This is a genomic window from Bacillota bacterium (assembly GCA_036504675.1).
GTDB lineage: Bacteria > Bacillota > Sulfobacillia > JAJYWN01 > JAJZPE01 > DASXUT01.
In genome coordinates this window covers 1-18,754 of sequence record DASXUT010000113.1, presented here as the reverse complement: position 1 = coordinate 18,754, position 18,754 = coordinate 1, and the positions used below count along the sequence as shown (strand labels likewise).

Here is an 18,754-nt window from a genome sequence, read left to right as displayed (position 1 = left end):
AAGGCAACCGGGGTCAAGCCAACCGCACCGCTGCCGGCCGAGACGATTGAGCTCTTCCGCCGCCTGTCCGAGGCCCCCGGCCCGTCCGGCCAGGAGGACGAGGTCCGCAAGATCATCCGCGAGCAGCTGGCCGGCATGGCCGACGATGTCAGCGTCGACACCCTGGGCAACCTGGTCGCCCACCGGAAGGGCCGGGGTCTCCGGGTGATGGTCGCCGCCCACATGGACGAAATCGCCCTGATGGTCTCGGCCGTCGAGAAGGAAGGACTGCTCCGTTTCCGCAAGGTCGGTGGGATCGACGACCGGGTCCTCCTGACCAAGGCCGTCCTCGTCGGCCCGCGGCGCCTGCCCGGGGTCATCGGCGGCAAGCCCATCCACCTCCAGGAGCCGAGGGAACGCGAGCGGGTCATCGATGCCGATCACCTCTTCATCGACATCGGGGCCAAGAGCCGAGAGGAAGCCGAGAGGCTGGCGAAAGTCGGCGACTATGCCGTCTTCACGACGGCCTTTGAGCCCTTCGGCGACGGCCTGGCCAAGGGCAAGGCCCTCGACGACCGGGTCGGCTGCCTGGCCCTGCTGGAGGGGCTTGGGGCCCTGCGCGGGCAGCGTCTCAAGATCGACCTTTTCGGCGCCTTCACCGTCCAGGAAGAACTCGGTCTCCGCGGGGCGACCGTGACCGCCTATGACATCGCCCCCGACATCGGACTGGTCCTCGAGGGCACGGTCTGCTCGGACACGCCGGGCACCGACCCGGAGGGCCAGGCGACGGTCATCGGCAAAGGTCCGGCCCTGTCGGTCATGGATGCCGGGACCATCGCCGACCGGCGCCTGGTCCAGTTCCTGAGGTCCACGGCCGAAGCGGCCGGCATCCCCTACCAGTTCCGCCGGGCGATCTCCGGCGGGAACGACGCGGCCCGCATCCACCTGGCCCGCGAGGGCGCGCCGGCGGCGTCGATCTCAGTGCCCTGCCGTTACATCCATTCGCCCGTCTCGGTCTGCAGTCTCGACGACTTGCAGAACACGGTCCGGCTGCTGACCACCGCTTTGAAGAAGATCGCCGAAGGGGGACTGAAGCTGTGAAAGAGCTGATCAAGAGACTCGTTGAGGCTTACGGTCCTTCCGGCAGCGAGGACCAGGTCCGGCGGATCATCGAAGAGGAGGTCGGGGCGAGCGTCGACGAAATCCGGGTCGACCCGCTCGGCAACCTCATCGCCACCAGGCGCGGCAAGGGCACCGGCGGGAAGAAGATCATGGTCGCCGGACACATGGACGAGATCGGGGTGATGGTCACCCACATCGACGATAAGGGTTTCCTGCGCTTCGGGACCATCGGCGGGGTCAATCCGATGATCCTCCTCGGGGAGCGGGTCGTCTTCGCCGACGGGACGGTCGGCATCGTCGGCTCGGAGCGCCTCGAGGATCAGAAGGACCTCCGGTCCGACAGGCTCTTCATCGACATCGGGGCGAAGGACCGGGCCCAGGCGGAAAAGGCCGTCGGCATAGGGCACTCGGCCGGGTACTACCGCCCGTTTGAGGACCTCGGCGACCGCCTCGTGGCCAAGTCGATGGACGACCGAATCGGCTGCGCGGTGATCATCCAGGCCGCCCGGGAGCTCAAGAAGACGCCCAACCAGGTCAGTTTCGTCTTCACCGTCCAGGAAGAGGTCGGACTGCGCGGTGCTCGGACCGCGGCCTTTGCCGTCGAGCCGGACCTCGGCATCGCCGTCGACGTCACCCGCACGGGGGACACCCCGAAGGGTCTGACGATGGCCGTCGAACTCGGGGGCGGGGCGGCCATCAAGGTCAAGGACTCGAGCCTCGTCGCCCACCCGAAGGTCAAGGGACTCATGGCTGAAGTCGCCCGAGCCGAGAACATCCCCCACCAGTTCGAGGTCCTCGAGCAGGGAGGGACTGACGCCGGGGCGATTCACCTGACCCGCGAGGGCGTCCCCTCGGGGACCATCTCCATCCCGACCCGCTACATCCACACGCCGTCGGAGATCGTCGACTACGGTGACGTGCAGGCCTGCGTCAGGCTGCTGACGGCGATCCTCGGGCGGAAGATCGACTGGTGACCGCGGTCGCGCGGCCGGGTGATCCACCCCTCGCCGAGGCGCCATCGCTCCACGAGTACACCGGGGCGATCCACGTCCACTCGACGTACTCCGACGGGCGGGGGACGGTCCCGGGGATCATCACCGCGGCCGCGGCGGCCGGTCTCGACTTCGTGGTCCTGACCGACCACGACAGCCTGGCAGGGAAGCGCTACGAAGGCTGGCATGGGGGCGTCCTGCTCCTCGTCGGCCAGGAGGTCAGCCCGGAGAAGGAGCACTACCTGGCCTTCGGTTTGGACGAGGTGGTCCCGGCGGTCCTCGGCGGATCCGATCGGTACGTCGCCGCGGTCGCTTCCAAGGGAGGCTTCGGCTTCATCGCCCACCCCTTCGACCGGGGCAGCGCGCTCTTCGGAGTGCCGAGTTACGAGTGGCGGCCGGCCCTCCGCTGGGCCGACGAACCCGGCGCGCCGATGCCCGACGGGCTCTTCACCGGGCTGGAGGTGTGGAACTTCTACTCCGAGGCCCTGGGCTACGGGCGCAACTGGCCGGCCGTCCTTCGGGCCCTGCTCTTCCCGGGGTTTTTCGGGCCGACTCCCGACCCGCGGTCCCTGGCCCTCTGGGACGCCCTCGGCCGGCGGCGGGCCGTCCCGGCCATCGGAGGCCTCGATGCCCATGGCGAACACGGCACGGTCTTCGGCCGCCCGCTGCGGGCGATGACCTACGGGTTCGCCTTCCGGACCCTGCGGACCAACGTCCTTCTGGAGGCTCCCCTGACCGGCGCGCCGGCGGAGGATTGCTCGACCGTCCTTGGGGCCCTTCGCCGCGGCCGCTCGCTGATTGTCCTGGCCAACCAGGGGCCGTCCAAGGGGGCCCGTTTCTGGGGGCGCCGGCCTGGAGAGGCCGGGCGCTCGGACCCACCCGGTGGCCGGGAGCCGGGCCCTGGCCCTGGCCCTGGCCGCCTCGTCCTTCCGGGTGATGAGGTCGCCGAGGGACCGCTGGAGTTGAATTTCACCGTCCCGGCCGCGGCCAGACTAGCCATCCGCCGGGACGGCGCCGTCGTATCCGAGGTTAGTGGGACGCGGCTTTGCGCGAGGGTCGAAGCGCCCGGCGTCTACCGAGCCGAGGCCCGTCGCCGGCGGGGAAGCTGGCACCCCTGGATCTACTCGAACCCTATATATCTGAGAAGATAGTCGAAGCCCCGGAGGAGATGAACCAAGAAGCCCGGCACGACCAAGCACGGGACACCGGGAGGGGAGACCCATGTTCCGCCTGATCGTCAACGCCGACGACTTCGGCCTGACCCCGGCCGTGGTCCGCGGGATCATCGCCGCCCATGTGGACGGCATCGTCAGTTCGACGACGATGATGGTCAACATGCCCGCCGCACCCGAGGCCGCGGCCATCGCCCGCGACCACCCGGGCCTGCACCTCGGACTGCACCTGGTGCTCACGGCCGGCCGACCGGTCCTGCCGGCGAAGGAGGTCCCGTCCCTCGTCGACGGGGAGGGGCGGTTCCGCAAGGGCTTCGCCCCACTCCGTCAGTTGGCCAAGCCGCGGGAAGTGGCCAGGGAGTGGCAAGCCCAGCTTGATCGCTTCGTGGACCTGGTCGGCCGCCTGCCGACCCACCTCGACAGCCACCACGACGTCCACCTCGCCCCCGGGCTGACCGAGGTCGCCGTCGACCTGGCGAAGAGCCGCGGGGTCATGGCGATGCGGGTGGTCTTACCAAGGGACCTGCCGTGGCAGACGAGCCTCCTCCGGTTCGACCCGACGGACCTCGTCTACGCCCGCTACGCCGGTCGCGCGGCCCGGGTGGTCGAAGCGAGCGGGCTGGCCCATCCGGGGAAGACCCTCGGGCTCCTCCGTCTACGCGAGGAGATGACCGTCGACAAGGTCATCGGCTGGCTCCGGAACCTGCGCCGCAGTCCGGCCGAGCTGATCACCCACGCCGGGATGGTCGACGAGGAGCTGCGGTCGATCAGCAGCCTGACCGACAAACGACCCCGGGAACTCGCGGTGATGTGTGATCCCCGCCTCCGGGCCGTCGTGGGCGAACTCGGCATCGAGCTGATCGGCTTCGACGGACTCGCCGGAGCCGAGGGCGAAGGGCGATGAGCAGGGGAGATGGGCGATGAAGGTGGACCTCCTGGCCCCTCTTAGCGGGCGGGTCGTGGCCCTCGATGACGTCCCCGACCCAGTCTTTTCGGAGCGAATGGCCGGTGACGGGGTGGCCATCGACCCGGATCCCGGTCCCGAAGGGCGGCCGGCCACCGTCGTCGCCCCGTGCGACGGCCGGCTCACGGTCCTCTTTCCCGGAGGTCACGCCCTGGCCGTCACCACCTCGGCCGGGCTCGAGGTCATCGTCCACCTGGGTCTGGATACCGTCGAACTTGGCGGCGAAGGCTTTGAGGCGCTGGTCCACCAGGGGGATGGGGTCCGGGCCGGGCAGCCGCTGGTGCGGTTCGATCTGATGGCCGTCAGAACCCGCGGCAAGAGCGCCTTGTCGCCGGTCCTCGTCGCCGCCTCAGCGGACGTCGTGGGGATTTCCGTCACTCATCGGACGTCCGTCGAAGCGGGCCGCGACACGCTGATCTCCGTCGTGTTGAAGGACCGAGACGGCTGACGGAATCCGACACCCCCCGATTCCTGTCGACCGCCGGGGTCTGCCGGCCGCGGCCGACATGTACCTCATCTAGCGGGGCAAACGTCCGTTCGACTTATCCCCAGTTGTTGACAGGGTGTGGACAAGCGGGTCGCGGTTCGCCGGGTCAATCCTGGGAACCCGCGCCCCGCCTGAGTTTTCAGGCGGACGCCGGCCGCCCCGGTCGGGCCCGGCAGGATTTTGTCGTCTGGCGGCGAAAAACGGAGGGTCGAAGCGGAAAGGCAACCTTTCCTGGCATCAGGTCTGGAGGGGCGAGATGAAGCAGCGGGCGCCAAGGGTCCTGGCCGTCACAGCCGGCCCGGAGACCGATGACCTATGTCTCCGGCTGAGCGGACTGGGCTACGAGGTCATATCGACGACCGGGGAGGACCCGGTCGCCACGGCCCATCGCGCCGCCCCGGATGTCATCGTCATCCAAGGGCCGGGGGCCGATGGCGTCATTGTCGCCCTGGCCCGGGACGACGAGGCCTGGCTCATCCCGGTGGTCGTCATCGACGGTCGGGACGAACCGCCGGCCATGCCTGTCCGCCTGCGGGACGTCCAGCTCTGCGATTTTCTCGCGCCGCCCTATGAACCGCGGGAGTTGGCCGCCTGCATCCGTTCGGCGACCAGGGCCAAGCGCCTCCGGGACGAGTTCCGCCGCCGCGAGCGGATCCTCCGGCAGCTGGTCATCCGCGACGATCTGACCGGCCTCTTCACCCGGGCCTACGCCAGGGAGCGGGCCAAGCAGGAGGTCGCCCGCGGGAAGCGCTACGGTTACGCGGTTTCCTGCCTCCGCCTGGACATCGACGAGTTGGCCCGGGTCAACCAGCAGTACGGTCGCGGCGCCGGCGACCAGGTCCTTTGCCAGGTGGCCACCCTGCTGACCCGGATGACCCGCGAGGCCGACGTGGTCTGTCGCTATCACGGCGACCGATTCATGGCCCTCCTTCCTCAGACCGACCGGGCCGGTCTGGAGGTCCTGGCCGAACGGGTCCGGCTGGCCGTCGAACGCTACCGCGACCCGAGTGGCCCGCGGGTCACGGCAACCATCGGGGGGGCAACCTTCCCGGGGCCGGAGGTTCAGGGCTCCGGGAGCCTCGTCCGCCGGGCCGGCGATGCCCTTCGTCTCGGCCGGCAGGGCGGCGGCAACAAAATCGTCATCCTCTGAGGGACGCAGGAAATCGAGGGAGTTTCCGGGAAGACTAATGGCCGCCGGCGGGCGGCTTTTTCCACGCCGCCGCCCCTTTCGCGGCCCTGGTGGGATTGGGACCCGCCGGCCATGTCATTCAAGACGACGAAGGAGAGATCGACCATGATGGTCAGGGAATTCCAGGTCGGGCGGCGCTTCATGGCCCGCATCGACCACGACGCCGACCTTCTCGACTACCTCGAGGAGTTCGCCGCCAAGCACGAGATCAAGATCGGCCACTTCACCGTGATCGGGGCGGTCAAGAGCGGGGTCATCGGCTTCTTCGACCAGTCCGACGCGACCTACAAGAACGTCCACTTCGACCGCCACATGGAGATCGGCAACTGCGTGGGGAGCTTCTCGCTGCGCGACGGCAAACCGGCCATTCACGCCCACGCCACCCTGGGCGACGTCGCGGGTCATGCCTATACCGGGCACCTCATGGAGGGGACCATCATCTACGCCGGTGAGCTCTACGCGACCGAGCTGCTCGGCGAACCCCTCGAGCGGGCCATGGACGACGTCACCAAGTTGGCCCTGTGGAAGTTTTGAGGGGAGCGGGTAGACCATGAGCGACAACACCTGGGTGGCCAGAGCGGCGGTGGTGATGGCCATCTCAGCCAGCCGAGAGGAAGAAGCCTCGCTGAAGAAGTCCTTCGGCGAAAAGGGGATCAAGGTGGCCGCCGTCGACTTCGGCGGCGAGTACGTCTCTTCCGTGCCCAAGGTGGTCGAGCGGGCGGTGGTCGCGGCCAAACGTGAAGGGGTGATCAACGACATCCATCACCACGAGGGCGCGGTCGCCGGTGCCACCCGCGACGCCTTGGCCATGGTATCTTCAAAAGCCCTGGGCTTCAACGTCGGCGGAAAGGTCGGCATCGCCAGGGCGGGCGAGCACGTCAACGTGGCCGTCTTCCTGGGGGTCGGCCTCGGCCACCTCGACGATATGGCCGTGGCCCTGGCCCACCGGGCCGTCAACGGGTGAAGGCGAGAAATGTCCCCTTGACAGCTCCCGAGTCCTGGGGTAGGATTACAAGCAATAGCGACAAAGGCGATGAACGGGGCGAGTAGACCCGCGGTAGCTCGGCAAAGCGAGCCGGTGGCAGTGGGAGACCGGCGCGAGTGGGCGAGTCGAATGGGCCCGTGAGCCGCGACCCGATGGCCTTCGGCCGTTAGGGTTCTAGCCGGAGCTCCCACCGTGACAAGGGAGCGGGTATGTTCGTACCCGTCAAAGAGGACGCCCTGCCGAGCCTCGGGATTACTGATTTCGAGACTCGCGCCCTGAAGGGTTTGGGCGTCAATCGGGGTGGCACCGCGGAAGGAAGCCTCCGTCCCCAGTTTTGGGGATGGAGGCTTTTTGCTTTCCCTCGGCGGGGCCGCACCGCGGTTCTGCCGCCAAATCTCAACCTTGGAGGGGTTGCCGATGTTCGCACAGTTCACCAAGAGGACCTTCGAGATCGTTCGCCCGGCCATGACCGCGGTCTTGTCCGCGTCGCTGGTCCTGACCGCTTCGGCCGGGCTGGCCGGCTGCTCGCGGGGGCCGGCGACGATCAAGATCGGGGCGGCGGGGCCGTTCACCGGCTCGCTGTCCAAGATCGGACAGGACTCACTCAACGCCATAAACATGGCTGTCGACGAGTTCAACGCCTCGGGTCGTCTCAAGGGGGTCAAGGTCGAGGTGGTCGTGGCCGATGACGGCGCCGAGCCGGCCAAGGCCACCCTGGCCGCGGAGAAGCTGGCCGCCGACAAGAACGTGGTCGGCGTGATCGGTCCGATGAACAGCGGCGCCGTCAACTCCTCGCTGCCCGTCTACGAGCGGGCCGGTCTGGCGATCATCTCTCAGTCGGCCACCAACCCGAGCCTCACCGAAGGCGGCTATAAGGTCATGCACCGGGTCTGCCCGCGCGACGACCAGCAGGGTCCGGCGGCCGCGAAGTTCATCGTCGACCAGGTAAAGGCGAAGAAGGTCTACATCATTGACGACAAGAGCACCTATGGTCAGGGGCTGGCCGACCAGGTCGCGGCGACCTTCGCCAAGCTTGGATCGGTGACGGTCGACCGCGGGCAGATCGCCGCCGATGACAAGGAGTTCTCGCCCATCCTCGGGCGGGTCAAGGCTTTCGGCGCGGACCTTGTTTTCCTGGCCATCCCCGACCCGGCCCAGGGGGCGATGATCGCCAAGCAGATGCGGGCTCTCGGGATCACCGCCGGGGTGATGGGCGGCGACGGTCTGTATGAACCCGACCAGTTCGCCAAGGCCGGCGGGGCCGCCCTGGAAGGGGCCTACGTCACCAGTATCACCCCATCCCTCAAGGACGTCCCGGCGGCGAAGGACTTCGTCACCCGTTTCGAAGGCAAGTACGGCTCGATGAGCATCTTCGCCGGACAGAGCTACGAGGCCACCAATATCCTCCTGAAGGCCATCGCCGACGCGGCCGCCGCCAAGGGTGGCAAGGTCACCCGGGCCGACGTCCTGCCCTTGGTCCACGGGACCGTGAACTACATGGGCATCCTTGGCCAGCCTATCGGCTTCAACGATAAGGGCGACCTGTCCGGTGGGAGCATCTTCATCTTCCAGGTCAAGAACGGGGCCTTCAACTTCGTCGGCCGGGCGGGGGACTGAGGATGACGGCCCTCCTGCAGACCATCCTGAACGGCCTCACCGTCGGCAGCCTCTACTCCTTGATCGCCCTGGGCTATTCGATGGTCTACGGGGTCCTGGGGATGCTCAACTTCGCCCACGGTGATGTCTTCATGGTCGGCGCCTACCTCGGCTGGGGCCTGGCCGCCCTGATCGGGGCCCTGGGCCTGACCGGATTGGCCGGAGGGCCCGCCCTGCTGGCGATGATGCTGGTCGTCGCGGCGGCCGGCGCCGGCTTCCTCGGCCTCGGCATCGAACGCTTCGCCTACCGGCCCCTCCGTTCGGCCACCCGACTGGCCCCGCTGATCAGCGCCCTCGGCGTGTCGATCATCCTCGAGAACGCGATCATGCTCATCTTCGGGACCAGGGCCAAGGTCTATCCGGTGGGAGCGGCCCTCAACCTATCCTGGTCGCTGTCGGCCGGCGGGGTCGTCCTGTCCGGCCCACGGACCCTCATGCTGGCCGCCTCGCTCCTTCTGATGCTGGGGTTGGAGTGGCTGGTCCGGCGGACCTCCGTCGGCCGGTCGATGCGGGCCGTGGCCGAAGACCGGGAGGCGGCGGCCTTCTGTGGCCTCGATCCAGACAAGGTCGTGGCCACCGTCTTCTTCATCGGCTCGGCCTTGGCCGGGGCGGGGGGCGTCCTGGTCGGAGTGTACTACACCCAGGTCGACTTCTTCATGGGCTTCGGGGCGGGCATGAAGGCCTTCACCGCGGCCGTCCTGGGGGGCATCGGCGACCTGCGCGGCGCCGCCCTGGGCGGGCTCTTCCTGGGGATCATCGAAAGCCTCGGGGTGGCCTTCGTCGCCCCGGTCTACCGCGACGTGATCACCTTCAGCGTCCTCATCCTGGTCCTTCTGGTCAGACCGGCCGGGCTCTTCGGCCGGGTGGCCACGACCCGCGCCTGAGGCGGCGGGGGGTGCCTGACGTGAAAACCCTGATCCCCGCGAGACTCCTTGCGGGACTCCCCCAAAACCGGTTGGCCAGGTTGATCCTCACGGCCGGCGTCGCCGCGGTCGTCCTGGCCCTGCCGGTCCTCCTCCCGGACCAGTACTGGCTGCGCCTGGCGACGCTGATCGGCATCTACGCCCTCCTCGGCTTGGGCCTCAACGTGGTGGCCGGGTTCGCCGGCCTGCTCGATCTGGGCAACGTGGCCTTCTATGCTCTGGGGGCTTATGCCTATGCCCTCCTGGCCTCGCCGCAGCTGGGGCTGCACCTGTCTTTCCCGGTCGTCCTCCTGATCGCCCTGGCTTTGGCGGCCGCCTTGTCGACCGTCCTCGGCTTCTCGGCCCTCCGCCTGTACGGCGACTACCTGGCCATCGCTACCCTGGGCTTCGGCCAGATCGTCCGCCTCCTCCTGATCAACCTGGACCGTCCGGTGAACCTGACCAATGGGCCGAACGGGATCGTCCGGCTCGACCCCTTCCGACTCATCCCCGGGCTCCATCCCGGGCCGCAGGTCCGCGACCTGACCGGGTTCTACTACGTGATGCTGGTCCTCCTGGCTCTGGCCGGGCTCCTTGTCCTTCGCCTGACGAAATCGTACCTCGGGCGGGCCTGGGTCGCCCTGCGCGACGACGAACTGGCGGCGGCCGCCTCGGGGGTCGACCTGCCCCGGTTCAAGCTTGGTGCCTACGTCCTCGGGGCCTGCCTGGCGGCGGTCGCCGGGGTCCTCTTCGCCGGCTGGCAGGCGGCGGTCTTTCCGGAGAACTTCACCCTCAACGAAGTTATCAATATCTACTGCTTGGTCATCCTGGGCGGCATCGGCAACCTGCCGGGGATCCTGGTCGGGGCTACGGCCATCGTCGTCCTGCCGGAGTTGCTCCGAGAGTGGGCCGTCTACCGCATGCTCATTTGGGGCTTCGTCCTCGTCGCCCTCGTCCGCTTCCGCCCGCAAGGGATCTTCCCGGCCCGTACCGGCCTGGGCGGCGGGGAGGGGGAGGCGGTCGAAGAGGACGGGGGCGAGGCCGCCGACGGGACCGCCGGCGAGGATGTGGAGGTCGCCGCGACGGCTTTGACCGGGGCGCCGGTGCTCCAGGTCCGCGACCTGTCGGTGACTTTCGGCGGCCTCAAGGCGGTCGAGGGGCTTAGCTTGGAAGTCCGGGCCGGCGAGATCGTCGGCCTGATCGGGCCGAACGGGGCCGGCAAGACCACGGTCTACAACGCCATCTCCGGCTTCGTCCGGCCGGCCGTCGGGCACATCCTGGTCAACGGCCAAGAGGTCACCGGGGGCCGGCCGCAGGACATCGCCGGGCGCGGGCTGGCCCGGACCTTCCAGGCCATCCGTCTGTTCCCGGGGCTCTCCGTCCTCGAGAACGCGGCCATCGGCGCCCACCGGCGGGCGGCGGCGTCCCTGCCGGCCATCCTCTTTGACCGCGGGAAGACCCGGGCGATCGAGGCGCGGGCCTTCGGTGCCGCCCGGCGGGCGCTGGCCGCGGTGGCTCCCGAGCTCGCCGGCGGGCAGGCCGTCTCCGGCGAGGTCTCCCGCCTGACCTACGCCGATCGTCGCCGCCTCGAGATCGCCCGGGCCCTGGCCGCGGACCCGAGCCTGCTGCTCTTGGACGAACCGGCGGCGGGGATGAGTCCGGTCGAGGCCGACGACCTGATCCACCGGCTCCGCGCCCTGCGCACGGCCGGCCGGGCGATCCTCCTGGTCGAGCACCGGATGTCGATGGTCATGGAGCTGTGCGACCGCCTGGTGGTCATCGACCACGGCCGGAAGCTGGCCGAGGGCCCGCCCGACGAGGTCCGTTCAGATCCGGCGGTCATCGCCGCCTACCTGGGGACCGAACAGCCCGGCGGGGTCCAGTCGGGACGCCTGGAAGGCCGGCCGGCCGCGGGCCACCCCGCCCATCTGCGCCTGGAGGGCCTCACCGCCGGCTACCGGGGGCTCACTGTGCTCCGGCATTTCGACCTCGAGGCCCGTCCCGGTGAGATCGTCTGCCTGCTCGGCGCCAACGGGGCGGGCAAATCGACGGTCATCCGGAGCATCCTCGGGGCCACCGACCGGAGCGCCGGCCGAGTTCTCCTGGACGGCGGCGAGATCACCAGGCTCCGCCCGGCCCAGATCATCGGCCACGGCGTGGCCGTCGTCCCCGAGGGGCGGCACATCTTCGGGCGGATGACCGTGGAAGAGAACCTGCAGGTCATGCTCGACGGGGTCCGGGCCAAGCCAGGGGACCGTTTCGACTACGTCTACGGCCTCTTCCCGCGCCTCCTCGAACGCCGTCACCAGCTGGCGGGGACACTCTCCGGTGGCGAGCAGCAGATGCTGGCCATCGGGCGGGCGCTGATGGCCCGCCCGCGCCTGATCTGCCTCGACGAGCCGACCATGGGCCTGGCCCCACTGATGGCCCGGGCGACCCTCGAGGCCGTCGAGCGGATCAACGCCGAAGGGGTCACCATCATCCTGGCCGAGCAGAATGCCGCCGCCCTGTCCATCGCCGACCGCGTCTACATCGTCGAGACCGGGCGGGTCGCCGCCGAGGGTGGGGCCGGGGAGTTCCTCAATCGCCAGGACGTCGTCGAACGATACCTCGGCGGCCGGGCGCCGGCCGACTGAGGCGGCCAGGCCAGCCAAGGCCCGGGGGCGTCCCCCGGGCCTAGCGCCCCCTGGTCAGGGCGGCCGGGCGGGCCTCCGTCGCCCGGATCAGGTCGGGCCCGGCCAGGATGATCTGCAGCCCGCGCTGACCGGCGCTGACGGCGAGGGGGTCGATGATCTCGGCGGTCTCGTCGATGAAGAACGGGTGGGTCCGCCGCATCCCGAGCGGCGAAACCCCGCCCCGGACGTAGCCCGTCAAGGCCTGGATCTCCTTGACCGGCACCATCTCTACCTTCTTGTTGCCACTGATCGCGCCGAGGGCCTTGAGGTCGAGCTCTTGATCCCCGGGGAGGCAGGCGACGACGACGCCGGTCCGGTCGCCCCGGGCGACCAGGGTCTTGAAGACCTGTCCCGGAGGGAGGCCGATCTGGCCGGCCACCGTGACGGCGTCCAGCTCCTCCTCATTCCAGTCGTAGGCCCTTAGTTCGTAGGCGATCCCCAGATCGTCGAGGATCCTTGCGGCGACGGTCTTCACCAGTCGTCCCGGTACCGCTGCTCCCGCCACGGGTCCCCGCGCATGTGGTACCCGCCGCGCTCCCAGTAGCCCGGGCGGTTCTCGGCGATGAGCTCGACCCCTTCGACCCACTTGGCGCTCTTCCAGAAGTAGAGGTGGGGGACGACCAGCCGCAAGGGGCCGCCGTGGTCGGCCTCGACCGGCTCACCGGCATAATCCCAGGCGAAGATGACATCATCCCGGTCGAGGTCGGCCAGGGGGAGATTGGTGCTCCAGCCCGGGGCGTGGATCATGACGAACCTGGCCTCAGAGGTCGGGCGGCAGCGCCGAAGGACCTCCCGCCCGGTCGCCCCGGTCCACTTGGTGTCAAACTTGCTCCAGCCGGTGACGCAGTGGATGTCCGCCTTGATGGAAACCGCCGGCAAGGCTTTGAGCTCTTCGAGGGTCATCTCGAAGGGCTGGGCGATAAGGCCGGTCACTTTCAGGCGCCAAGTGTCGGGGTCAATCCTCGGGACCGAGCCGGCGTGAAGGACGGGGAACTTGGTCGTCAGTCGCTGACCCGGCGGCAGCCGACGCTCGGCGGCGGTGCCGCCGTCACGGCCGGTGGCCTGGTCGGATGCGGTCTTGACGCCGGTACCTTCGAGGAAATTGCGCAGCCAATCGTGGGGCACGGCGATCCCTCCATGTCGTCCGGCCCGACTTCGTCGACGGGTTCGAGTCAGCCGGGTTCGAGTCAACGGCTTTCGGTGCTAAAGTCTTCCCCGGCCGAATTCGCTTTCCTTCGCCCGGCGGCCTTTTTGGGGGACTGAGTGATTTCGGGGGCTTGTCAGACCTCGGCAGTCATGCTAAACTAGTTAGCAACACCAGCCGGGCCGGCGTCCCATGCTGGCCGATCCGTCGGCGGCGGGCACCGGAGTGAGGTAGTTGCGCCGCACCGTAGGGTGCAGTGCTGTAGGCAGGAAGGTCCCGGCGGTCAAGACCAAGGCCGATTTGTAGGACGGTAGAGCGGTAGGGGACGGACCAGTGCCGGCACAGCCACCCCTATTCGTGGGTGGCTTTGTTTGTCCTTTTCGCCCCATCCGGCTCGCCGCGGCCGGCCATAAGGAGAGAAGAGTCCATGGACCAAGGTCCGACGGCCGTTCGCGGAGCCATCTCCGTGGAGGCCAACGAAGCTGAAGCCATCGCCTCGGCCGCCAGGAAGCTGGCCGCCACGGTCCTCCGTGAGAACCGCCTCGAAACGAACGACATCGTGGCGGCCATCTTCACGGCCACGCCCGACCTCGACGCGGCCTACCCGGCGGCGGCCCTCCGGGGGAGAGCAGAAGGCTGGGACGACGTTCCCTTGATGTGCCTGGCTGAGATGCCCGTGCGGGGGAGTTTGCCCCGGTGTCTCCGGCTGCTTCTCATCTGCCGGGGCCATTTCCAGGCCAAGCCGGTCTACCTCGAAGAAGCGACCGCGCTCAGGCCGGACCTGGCCGGAAGCGGGGCGTCCCGATGATCGTGGTCATGGGACCCAAGGCCTCCCAGGCCGATGTCGACCGCCTCCTCGAACGGGTCAGGAAGCTCGGGCTTCGGGAGCACCTGTCGGTTGGTGATGAACGAACCATCATCGGGCTCATCGGGGATGTCCGCCTGGTCGATGTCGCCGCCATCGAGGCCATGCCCGGGGTGGAGCGGGTCCTGCGGGTGGGCCACCCGTTCAAGCTGGCGAGCCGGGCCTTCCACCCCGAGCCGACGGTGGTGACCGTGGACGGGATGGCCATCGGCGGCCGGCGGCTGGCGATCATGGCCGGCCCGTGCGCCGTCGAGACCGAGGAAGGTTACCTCACCGTGGCCAGGGCGGTCAGAGAGCGCGGAGCCACCCTGCTGCGGGGAGGGGCCTTCAAGCCGAGGACGTCGCCCTATTCCTTCCAGGGCCTGGGCCGTGAAGGACTGCGGATCCTGGCTCTGGCCCGGGAAGAGACCGGCCTGCCGGTCGTCACCGAGGTCATGCGGCCGGAAGACATCCCGACCGTGGCCGACGTGGCCGACATCCTTCAGGTCGGGGCGCGCAACATGCAGAACTACGCCCTCCTGTCCGAGTTGGGCGGGTGCCGGAAGCCCGTCCTCCTCAAGCGCGGTCCGGCCGCTTCCATTGAGGAATGGTTGATGGCCGCCGAGTATATCCTCAGCAACGGCAATCCCGACGTCATCCTGTGCGAACGCGGGATCAGGACCTTCGAGAGCTACACCCGAAACACCCTGGACCTCAGTGCGGTCGCCCTGGCCAAGCGGCTGACCCACTTGCCGGTGATCGCCGACCCGAGTCACGGGACCGGCCGGGCCGACCTCGTCCCCGAGATGAGCCGGGCGGCCGTCGCCGCGGGGGCCGACGGGCTGATCATCGAGGTCCATCACAACCCGACCGAAGCCCTTTCCGACGGGCCGCAGTCGCTCCTCCCTGAAGCCTTCGGGGAGCTGGTCGCCGGACTCCGGCCACTGGCCGAAGCGGTCGGCAGGGGGATCTAACGGACGATTGCCCGGAGAAGCCTCCGGAGAAGCCTCCGGAGAAGGAGGAGACGATTCGATGATCGTGGTGATGAAACCGGGAGCCGCCCAGGCCGAGGTCGATCGGCTGCGGGAAAGGGTCCAGCGGCTGGGTTTGCGCGAACATCCGGTGGTCGGGGACGAGCGGACGATCATCGGGCTCATCGGCGACGTCCGTCGCGTCGATGTCGCCGCCATCGAAGCCATGCCAGGGGTGGAGCAGGTCCTCCGGGTGGGCCATCCGTTCAAGATGGCCAGCCGGGCCTTCCACCCCGACCAGACGGTCGTCACCGTCGGTGGGGTGGCCATCGGCGGCCAGCGGCTGGCGATCATGGCCGGCCGGCCCCTGCGCGGTCGAATCCGAGGAGGGTTACCTGGCCGTGGCCGGGGCGGTCAAAGAGCGCGGGGCGAGCATGCTCCGGGGGGGAGCCTTCAAGCCGCGGACCTCGCCCTACTCGTTCCAGGGTCTGGGCCAGGAAGGCCTGCGCATCCTGGCCCTCGCCAAGCGGCAGACCGGGTTGCCGGTGGTCACTGAAGTCATGCGGCCCGAGGACATCGAGGCCGTCGCCGAAGTGGCCGACGTGCTTCAGGTCGGGGCTCGGAACATGCAGAACTACGCCCTCCTCAACGAATTGGGCCGGAGCCCGAAGCCGGTCCTCTTGAAACGCGGCCCGGCCGCCTCAATCGAAGAATGGCTGATGGCCGCCGAGTACATCCTCAGCAATGGCAACGAGCAGGTGGTCCTCTGCGAGCGGGGCATCCGGACCTTCGAGGGTTACACCCGGAACACGCTCGACCTGAGCGCGGTGGCCCTGGCCAAGAGCCTGACCCACCTGCCGGTGATCGCCGACCCGAGCCACGGTACCGGCCGGGCGGATCTGGTCGCCAGGATGAGCAAGGCCGCCGTGGCCGCCGGAGCCGACGGGCTGATCGTCGAGGTCCATCACAACCCGGCGGAAGCCCTCTCGGACGGGCCGCAGTCACTCGTCCCCGAAGCCTTCGGGGAGCTCGTCGCCGGCTTGCGGCCGCTGGCCGAGGCGGTGGGGAGGAGCGTCTGATGGCCACCCGCCTAGCGGTCATCGGCCTCGGCCTCATCGGCGGTTCTCTGGCCTGGGCCGCCAGGCTCTCGGGGGCCTATTCGGTGACCGGCTTCGACGCCGCCCCTGGGGTCGCCGGTGAAGCCGCCCGCCTCGGGGCCGTCGATGCCGCCGCCGATTCACCGGCCGAGGCCGCGGACGGCGCGCAGCTCGTGGTCGTGGCCACGCCTCCCCTCACGGTCGTCGAGGTCTGCCTGGCGGCCGCCCCAGCCTGCCGTGCGGGGACCGTCCTGACCGACGTCGCCGGGTTCAAGGGCCGGGTCGTTGCCGGTCTGGCCGGCCGACTCGGGCCGGGGGTCACCTTCGTCGGCGGGCATCCGATGGCCGGCTCGGAACGCTCCGGGCTGGCCGCGGCCGACCCCGGGCTGTTCCGCGGGGCCCCCTACGCGATCATCGGGGAACCGGCGGGGCGGGGGGCGGATGAACTGGAGAGCAAGGAAGAGGGCCGGGCGGCCCGGCGCAAGGCGGTGGCCGCCGTCGAGGGGTTGGCCCGGGCCATCGGAGCGCGCCCCCTGATGATGGGCGCGGCCGACCACGACCGGGCGGTGGGCGTGGTCAGCCACCTGCCTTACTTGTTGGCGGTGAGTCTGTGCCTGGAGGCACAAGAGCCGGGCCTGCTCGACCTGGCGGCGGGCGCCCTCCGCGACGCCACGAGAGTGGCCGCCGGCCCGCCGGAGATGGGTTTCGGAATGTGCGCCGGCAACGCCGAGGAATGCGCCCGCGCCTGGGAGTCCTTGAAGCAACGCATGGACGAACTGATCTCGTCACTCGGGGCGGGCTCCACGGATTCCGGGGTGCCGGCCGAAGTCGCCGGAGCGGCCGCCTTTCGGCGACGTTGGGCCGGGGCGGCGGGCGGGGCGCCGGCGGGGAAGGGGTGAGGACGGTGGGCTCGACGGTCAGCGTATCGCCGGCCGGACCGCTGGTCGGCCGACTCAGCGTGCCGGGGGACAAGTCCATCAGTCACCGGGCCTTGTTCATGGCCGCCATGGCCAAGGGGCGGACAGTCATCCGGGGCCTCGGCGACGGGGCCGATGTCCGTTCGACGGCCGCCGCCATGGTGCGGCTCGGCGTCGAGTTGTCGCCGCTTGGGCCGCTGGTCACCGCCGACTCTCCGGGGTGGGCCGGCCTGTCCGAGCCGGAAGACATCATCGATGCCGGCAACTCTGGCACGACCACGCGGCTCCTGGCCGGCCTGGTGGCCTCCCGACCGTTCCACACGGTGATCACCGGCGACAGGTCGCTGCAGGCTCGGCCGATGGCCCGGGTGGCCGAGCCATTGCGGGCCATGGGGGCCAGGGTCAGCGGGCGACTGGGCGGCTCGGCTCTGCCCCTGAGCATCGACGGGGCCGCCTTGAAGGCCGTCGATTGGGCCCTTCCGGTCGCCTCGGCCCAGGTCAAGACGGCCCTCATCCTGGCCGCCCTGGGGGCCGCCGGGACCTCGACGATCACCGAGCCGCGGGCCACCCGTGATCATACCGAGCGCCTGCTGGCTGCCTTTGGCGGGGAAGTCGAACGCCGGGAGATGACGTCCGGCGTCGCCCTGATCGTCCGGGGTGGACAGGTCCTCCGGCCGGCCGATGTCCGTGTCCCGGGGGATCCCTCGTCGGCCGCTTTCTTCTTGGCCGCGGCGGCCGTCGTCGACGGTTCGGACGTCACCGTCGAGGGGGTTGGGCTGAACCCCACCCGCACGGCTTTCATTGACGTCCTGCTGGCCATGGGGGCGGGGGTGACCGTTCAGCCCGACCCGACTGGAGTCCGGGCGGCCGAACCCTACGGTTCGATCCGCGTCAGAGGCTCGTCCAGGTTACGCGGGGTGACCTTCGACCCGTCCCTGATTCCCCAGCTCATCGACGAAGTGCCGGTGCTGGCGGTGGTGGCCGCCCTGGCCGAGGGCCGGACGGTGGTCAGCGGCGCCGCGGAGCTCAGGCACAAGGAAAGCGACCGGATCGAGGGCACGGCCCGCCTCGTCCGGCTGGCCGGGGGGCGGGCCGAGGTGACCCCCGACGGCCTGGTCATCGAGGGCCGGGGGGCCGTCGATGGACTCGAGGTCTTTGACTGCTCAGGCGACCACCGCTTGGCGATGGCCGCCGCCGTGGCCGCCATCGGCTCCAACCGCCGCGTGACCATCACCGGCGCCGACGCGGCCGGTGTCTCGTATCCGGGCTTCTGGGCGGATCTTGCCTCCCTGGGAGCCCGGGTTCAGACGGAGCCCGGTGAGCAGCGATCGGAGCCCGGTGAGCAGCGATGAGTAAGCGCTACTACCTGTTCGGACGGCCGGTCGCCGCCAGCCTCTCACCGGCCATGCACAACGCCGCCCTCCGAGCCCTGGGCCTGGAGGGGGAGTACACGGCGGTCGACGCCTCGCCGGAAGAGTTCATCAAGACCGCGTCGGGGCTGATCACCCGCCCGGACTTCGGCGGGGCCAACGTGACCATCCCCCACAAGCGGGCGGCCATCGGCCTCTGCGTCAGTCTTTCGCCTGACGCCGAGGCCGCGGGGGCCGTCAACACGTTGGTCGCCCGGGCCGCCACCGGCCAGGGCGTCACCGGTCACA

Annotated in this window: 18 protein-coding genes and 1 pseudogene; 17 read left to right on the top strand and 2 right to left on the bottom strand. The window is 69.5% G+C overall.

What is annotated here, in order from left to right; translation table 11 throughout:
• The first annotated feature begins 30 nt into the window (after nt 1-30).
• The 11 genes from VGL40_08255 (at nt 31) to VGL40_08205 (ending at nt 12,084) form a co-directional block, all read left to right on the top strand.
• Nucleotides 31-1,080 (top strand): M42 family metallopeptidase, encoded by a 1,050-nt coding sequence (locus VGL40_08255; GenBank protein HEY3315247.1) that lies wholly within the window; start codon nt 31-33, stop codon nt 1,078-1,080.
• A complete protein-coding gene (locus tag VGL40_08250) occupies nt 1,077-2,075 on the top strand; it encodes a M42 family metallopeptidase (protein HEY3315246.1) in 999 nt (332 codons plus the stop codon). The genes VGL40_08255 and VGL40_08250 overlap by 4 nt, the downstream gene beginning before the upstream one ends.
• Nucleotides 2,072-3,244: a hypothetical protein gene (locus VGL40_08245; GenBank protein HEY3315245.1), complete on the top strand. Its 1,173-nt coding sequence runs from the start codon at nt 2,072-2,074 to the stop codon at nt 3,242-3,244. The genes VGL40_08250 and VGL40_08245 overlap by 4 nt, the downstream gene beginning before the upstream one ends.
• Before the next feature lie 70 nt (nt 3,245-3,314).
• Nucleotides 3,315-4,169 carry a ChbG/HpnK family deacetylase gene (locus VGL40_08240; protein HEY3315244.1) on the top strand — a complete coding sequence of 285 codons (855 nt, stop codon included), beginning with the start codon at nt 3,315-3,317 and terminating at the stop codon, nt 4,167-4,169.
• A 16-nt stretch (nt 4,170-4,185) separates the two neighbouring features.
• Nucleotides 4,186-4,677, top strand: coding sequence for a PTS glucose transporter subunit IIA (locus tag VGL40_08235; protein HEY3315243.1), 492 nt, complete (start codon nt 4,186-4,188; stop codon nt 4,675-4,677).
• A 295-nt stretch (nt 4,678-4,972) separates the two neighbouring features.
• Nucleotides 4,973-5,866, top strand: a complete 894-nt coding sequence (locus VGL40_08230) for a diguanylate cyclase (protein ID HEY3315242.1) — start codon at nt 4,973-4,975, stop codon at nt 5,864-5,866.
• Between the two features lie 144 nt (nt 5,867-6,010).
• Nucleotides 6,011-6,439, top strand: a complete 429-nt coding sequence (locus VGL40_08225; GenBank protein ID HEY3315241.1) for a DUF296 domain-containing protein — start codon at nt 6,011-6,013, stop codon at nt 6,437-6,439.
• Nucleotides 6,440-6,455: 16 nt separating this feature from the next.
• Nucleotides 6,456-6,869, top strand: a complete 414-nt coding sequence (locus VGL40_08220) for a HutP family protein (GenBank protein ID HEY3315240.1) — start codon at nt 6,456-6,458, stop codon at nt 6,867-6,869.
• 438 nt (nt 6,870-7,307) lie between these two features.
• Nucleotides 7,308-8,507, top strand: coding sequence for a branched-chain amino acid ABC transporter substrate-binding protein (locus tag VGL40_08215; protein HEY3315239.1), 1,200 nt, complete (start codon nt 7,308-7,310; stop codon nt 8,505-8,507).
• 2 nt (nt 8,508-8,509) lie between these two features.
• Nucleotides 8,510-9,430, top strand: coding sequence for a branched-chain amino acid ABC transporter permease (locus tag VGL40_08210; GenBank protein HEY3315238.1), 921 nt, complete (start codon nt 8,510-8,512; stop codon nt 9,428-9,430).
• Between the two features lie 20 nt (nt 9,431-9,450).
• Nucleotides 9,451-12,084, top strand: a complete 2,634-nt coding sequence (locus VGL40_08205; GenBank protein ID HEY3315237.1) for an ATP-binding cassette domain-containing protein — start codon at nt 9,451-9,453, stop codon at nt 12,082-12,084.
• A gap of 40 nt (nt 12,085-12,124) precedes the next feature.
• Here VGL40_08205 and ybaK read toward each other — a convergent pair whose 3' ends face one another.
• Together ybaK and VGL40_08195 are read right to left on the bottom strand one after the other, a co-directional pair.
• Nucleotides 12,125-12,598 (bottom strand): Cys-tRNA(Pro) deacylase, encoded by a 474-nt coding sequence (gene ybaK / locus VGL40_08200; GenBank protein ID HEY3315236.1) that lies wholly within the window; start codon nt 12,596-12,598, stop codon nt 12,125-12,127.
• Entirely contained in the window at nt 12,595-13,146 is a 552-nt protein-coding gene (locus VGL40_08195; GenBank protein HEY3315235.1) for a sulfite oxidase-like oxidoreductase, read from the bottom strand. Before VGL40_08195 ends, ybaK begins: the two co-directional genes overlap by 4 nt.
• Nucleotides 13,147-13,694: 548 nt before the next feature.
• On the opposite strand from VGL40_08195, the gene aroH reads away from it, so the two are divergent.
• The 6 genes and pseudogenes from aroH to aroE form a co-directional block, all read left to right on the top strand.
• Nucleotides 13,695-14,075 (top strand): chorismate mutase, encoded by a 381-nt coding sequence (gene aroH, locus VGL40_08190; protein ID HEY3315234.1) that lies wholly within the window; start codon nt 13,695-13,697, stop codon nt 14,073-14,075.
• Nucleotides 14,072-15,085 (top strand): 3-deoxy-7-phosphoheptulonate synthase, encoded by a 1,014-nt coding sequence (gene aroF / locus VGL40_08185; GenBank protein ID HEY3315233.1) that lies wholly within the window; start codon nt 14,072-14,074, stop codon nt 15,083-15,085. Before aroH ends, aroF (VGL40_08185) begins: the two co-directional genes overlap by 4 nt.
• Before the next feature lie 58 nt (nt 15,086-15,143).
• Nucleotides 15,144-16,161, top strand: a pseudogene (gene aroF, locus VGL40_08180) (3-deoxy-7-phosphoheptulonate synthase).
• Nucleotides 16,161-17,078 carry a prephenate dehydrogenase/arogenate dehydrogenase family protein gene (locus tag VGL40_08175; protein ID HEY3315232.1) on the top strand — a complete coding sequence of 306 codons (918 nt, stop codon included), beginning with the start codon at nt 16,161-16,163 and terminating at the stop codon, nt 17,076-17,078. Before aroF (VGL40_08180) ends, VGL40_08175 begins: the two are co-directional and overlap by 1 nt.
• A complete protein-coding gene (gene aroA, locus VGL40_08170) occupies nt 17,075-18,448 on the top strand; it encodes a 3-phosphoshikimate 1-carboxyvinyltransferase (protein ID HEY3315231.1) in 1,374 nt (457 codons plus the stop codon). The genes VGL40_08175 and aroA overlap by 4 nt, the downstream gene beginning before the upstream one ends.
• Nucleotides 18,445-18,754 (top strand): shikimate dehydrogenase (gene aroE, locus VGL40_08165; GenBank protein ID HEY3315230.1); only part of this gene is annotated, 310 nt, incomplete at its 3' end. The genes aroA and aroE, both read left to right, overlap by 4 nt.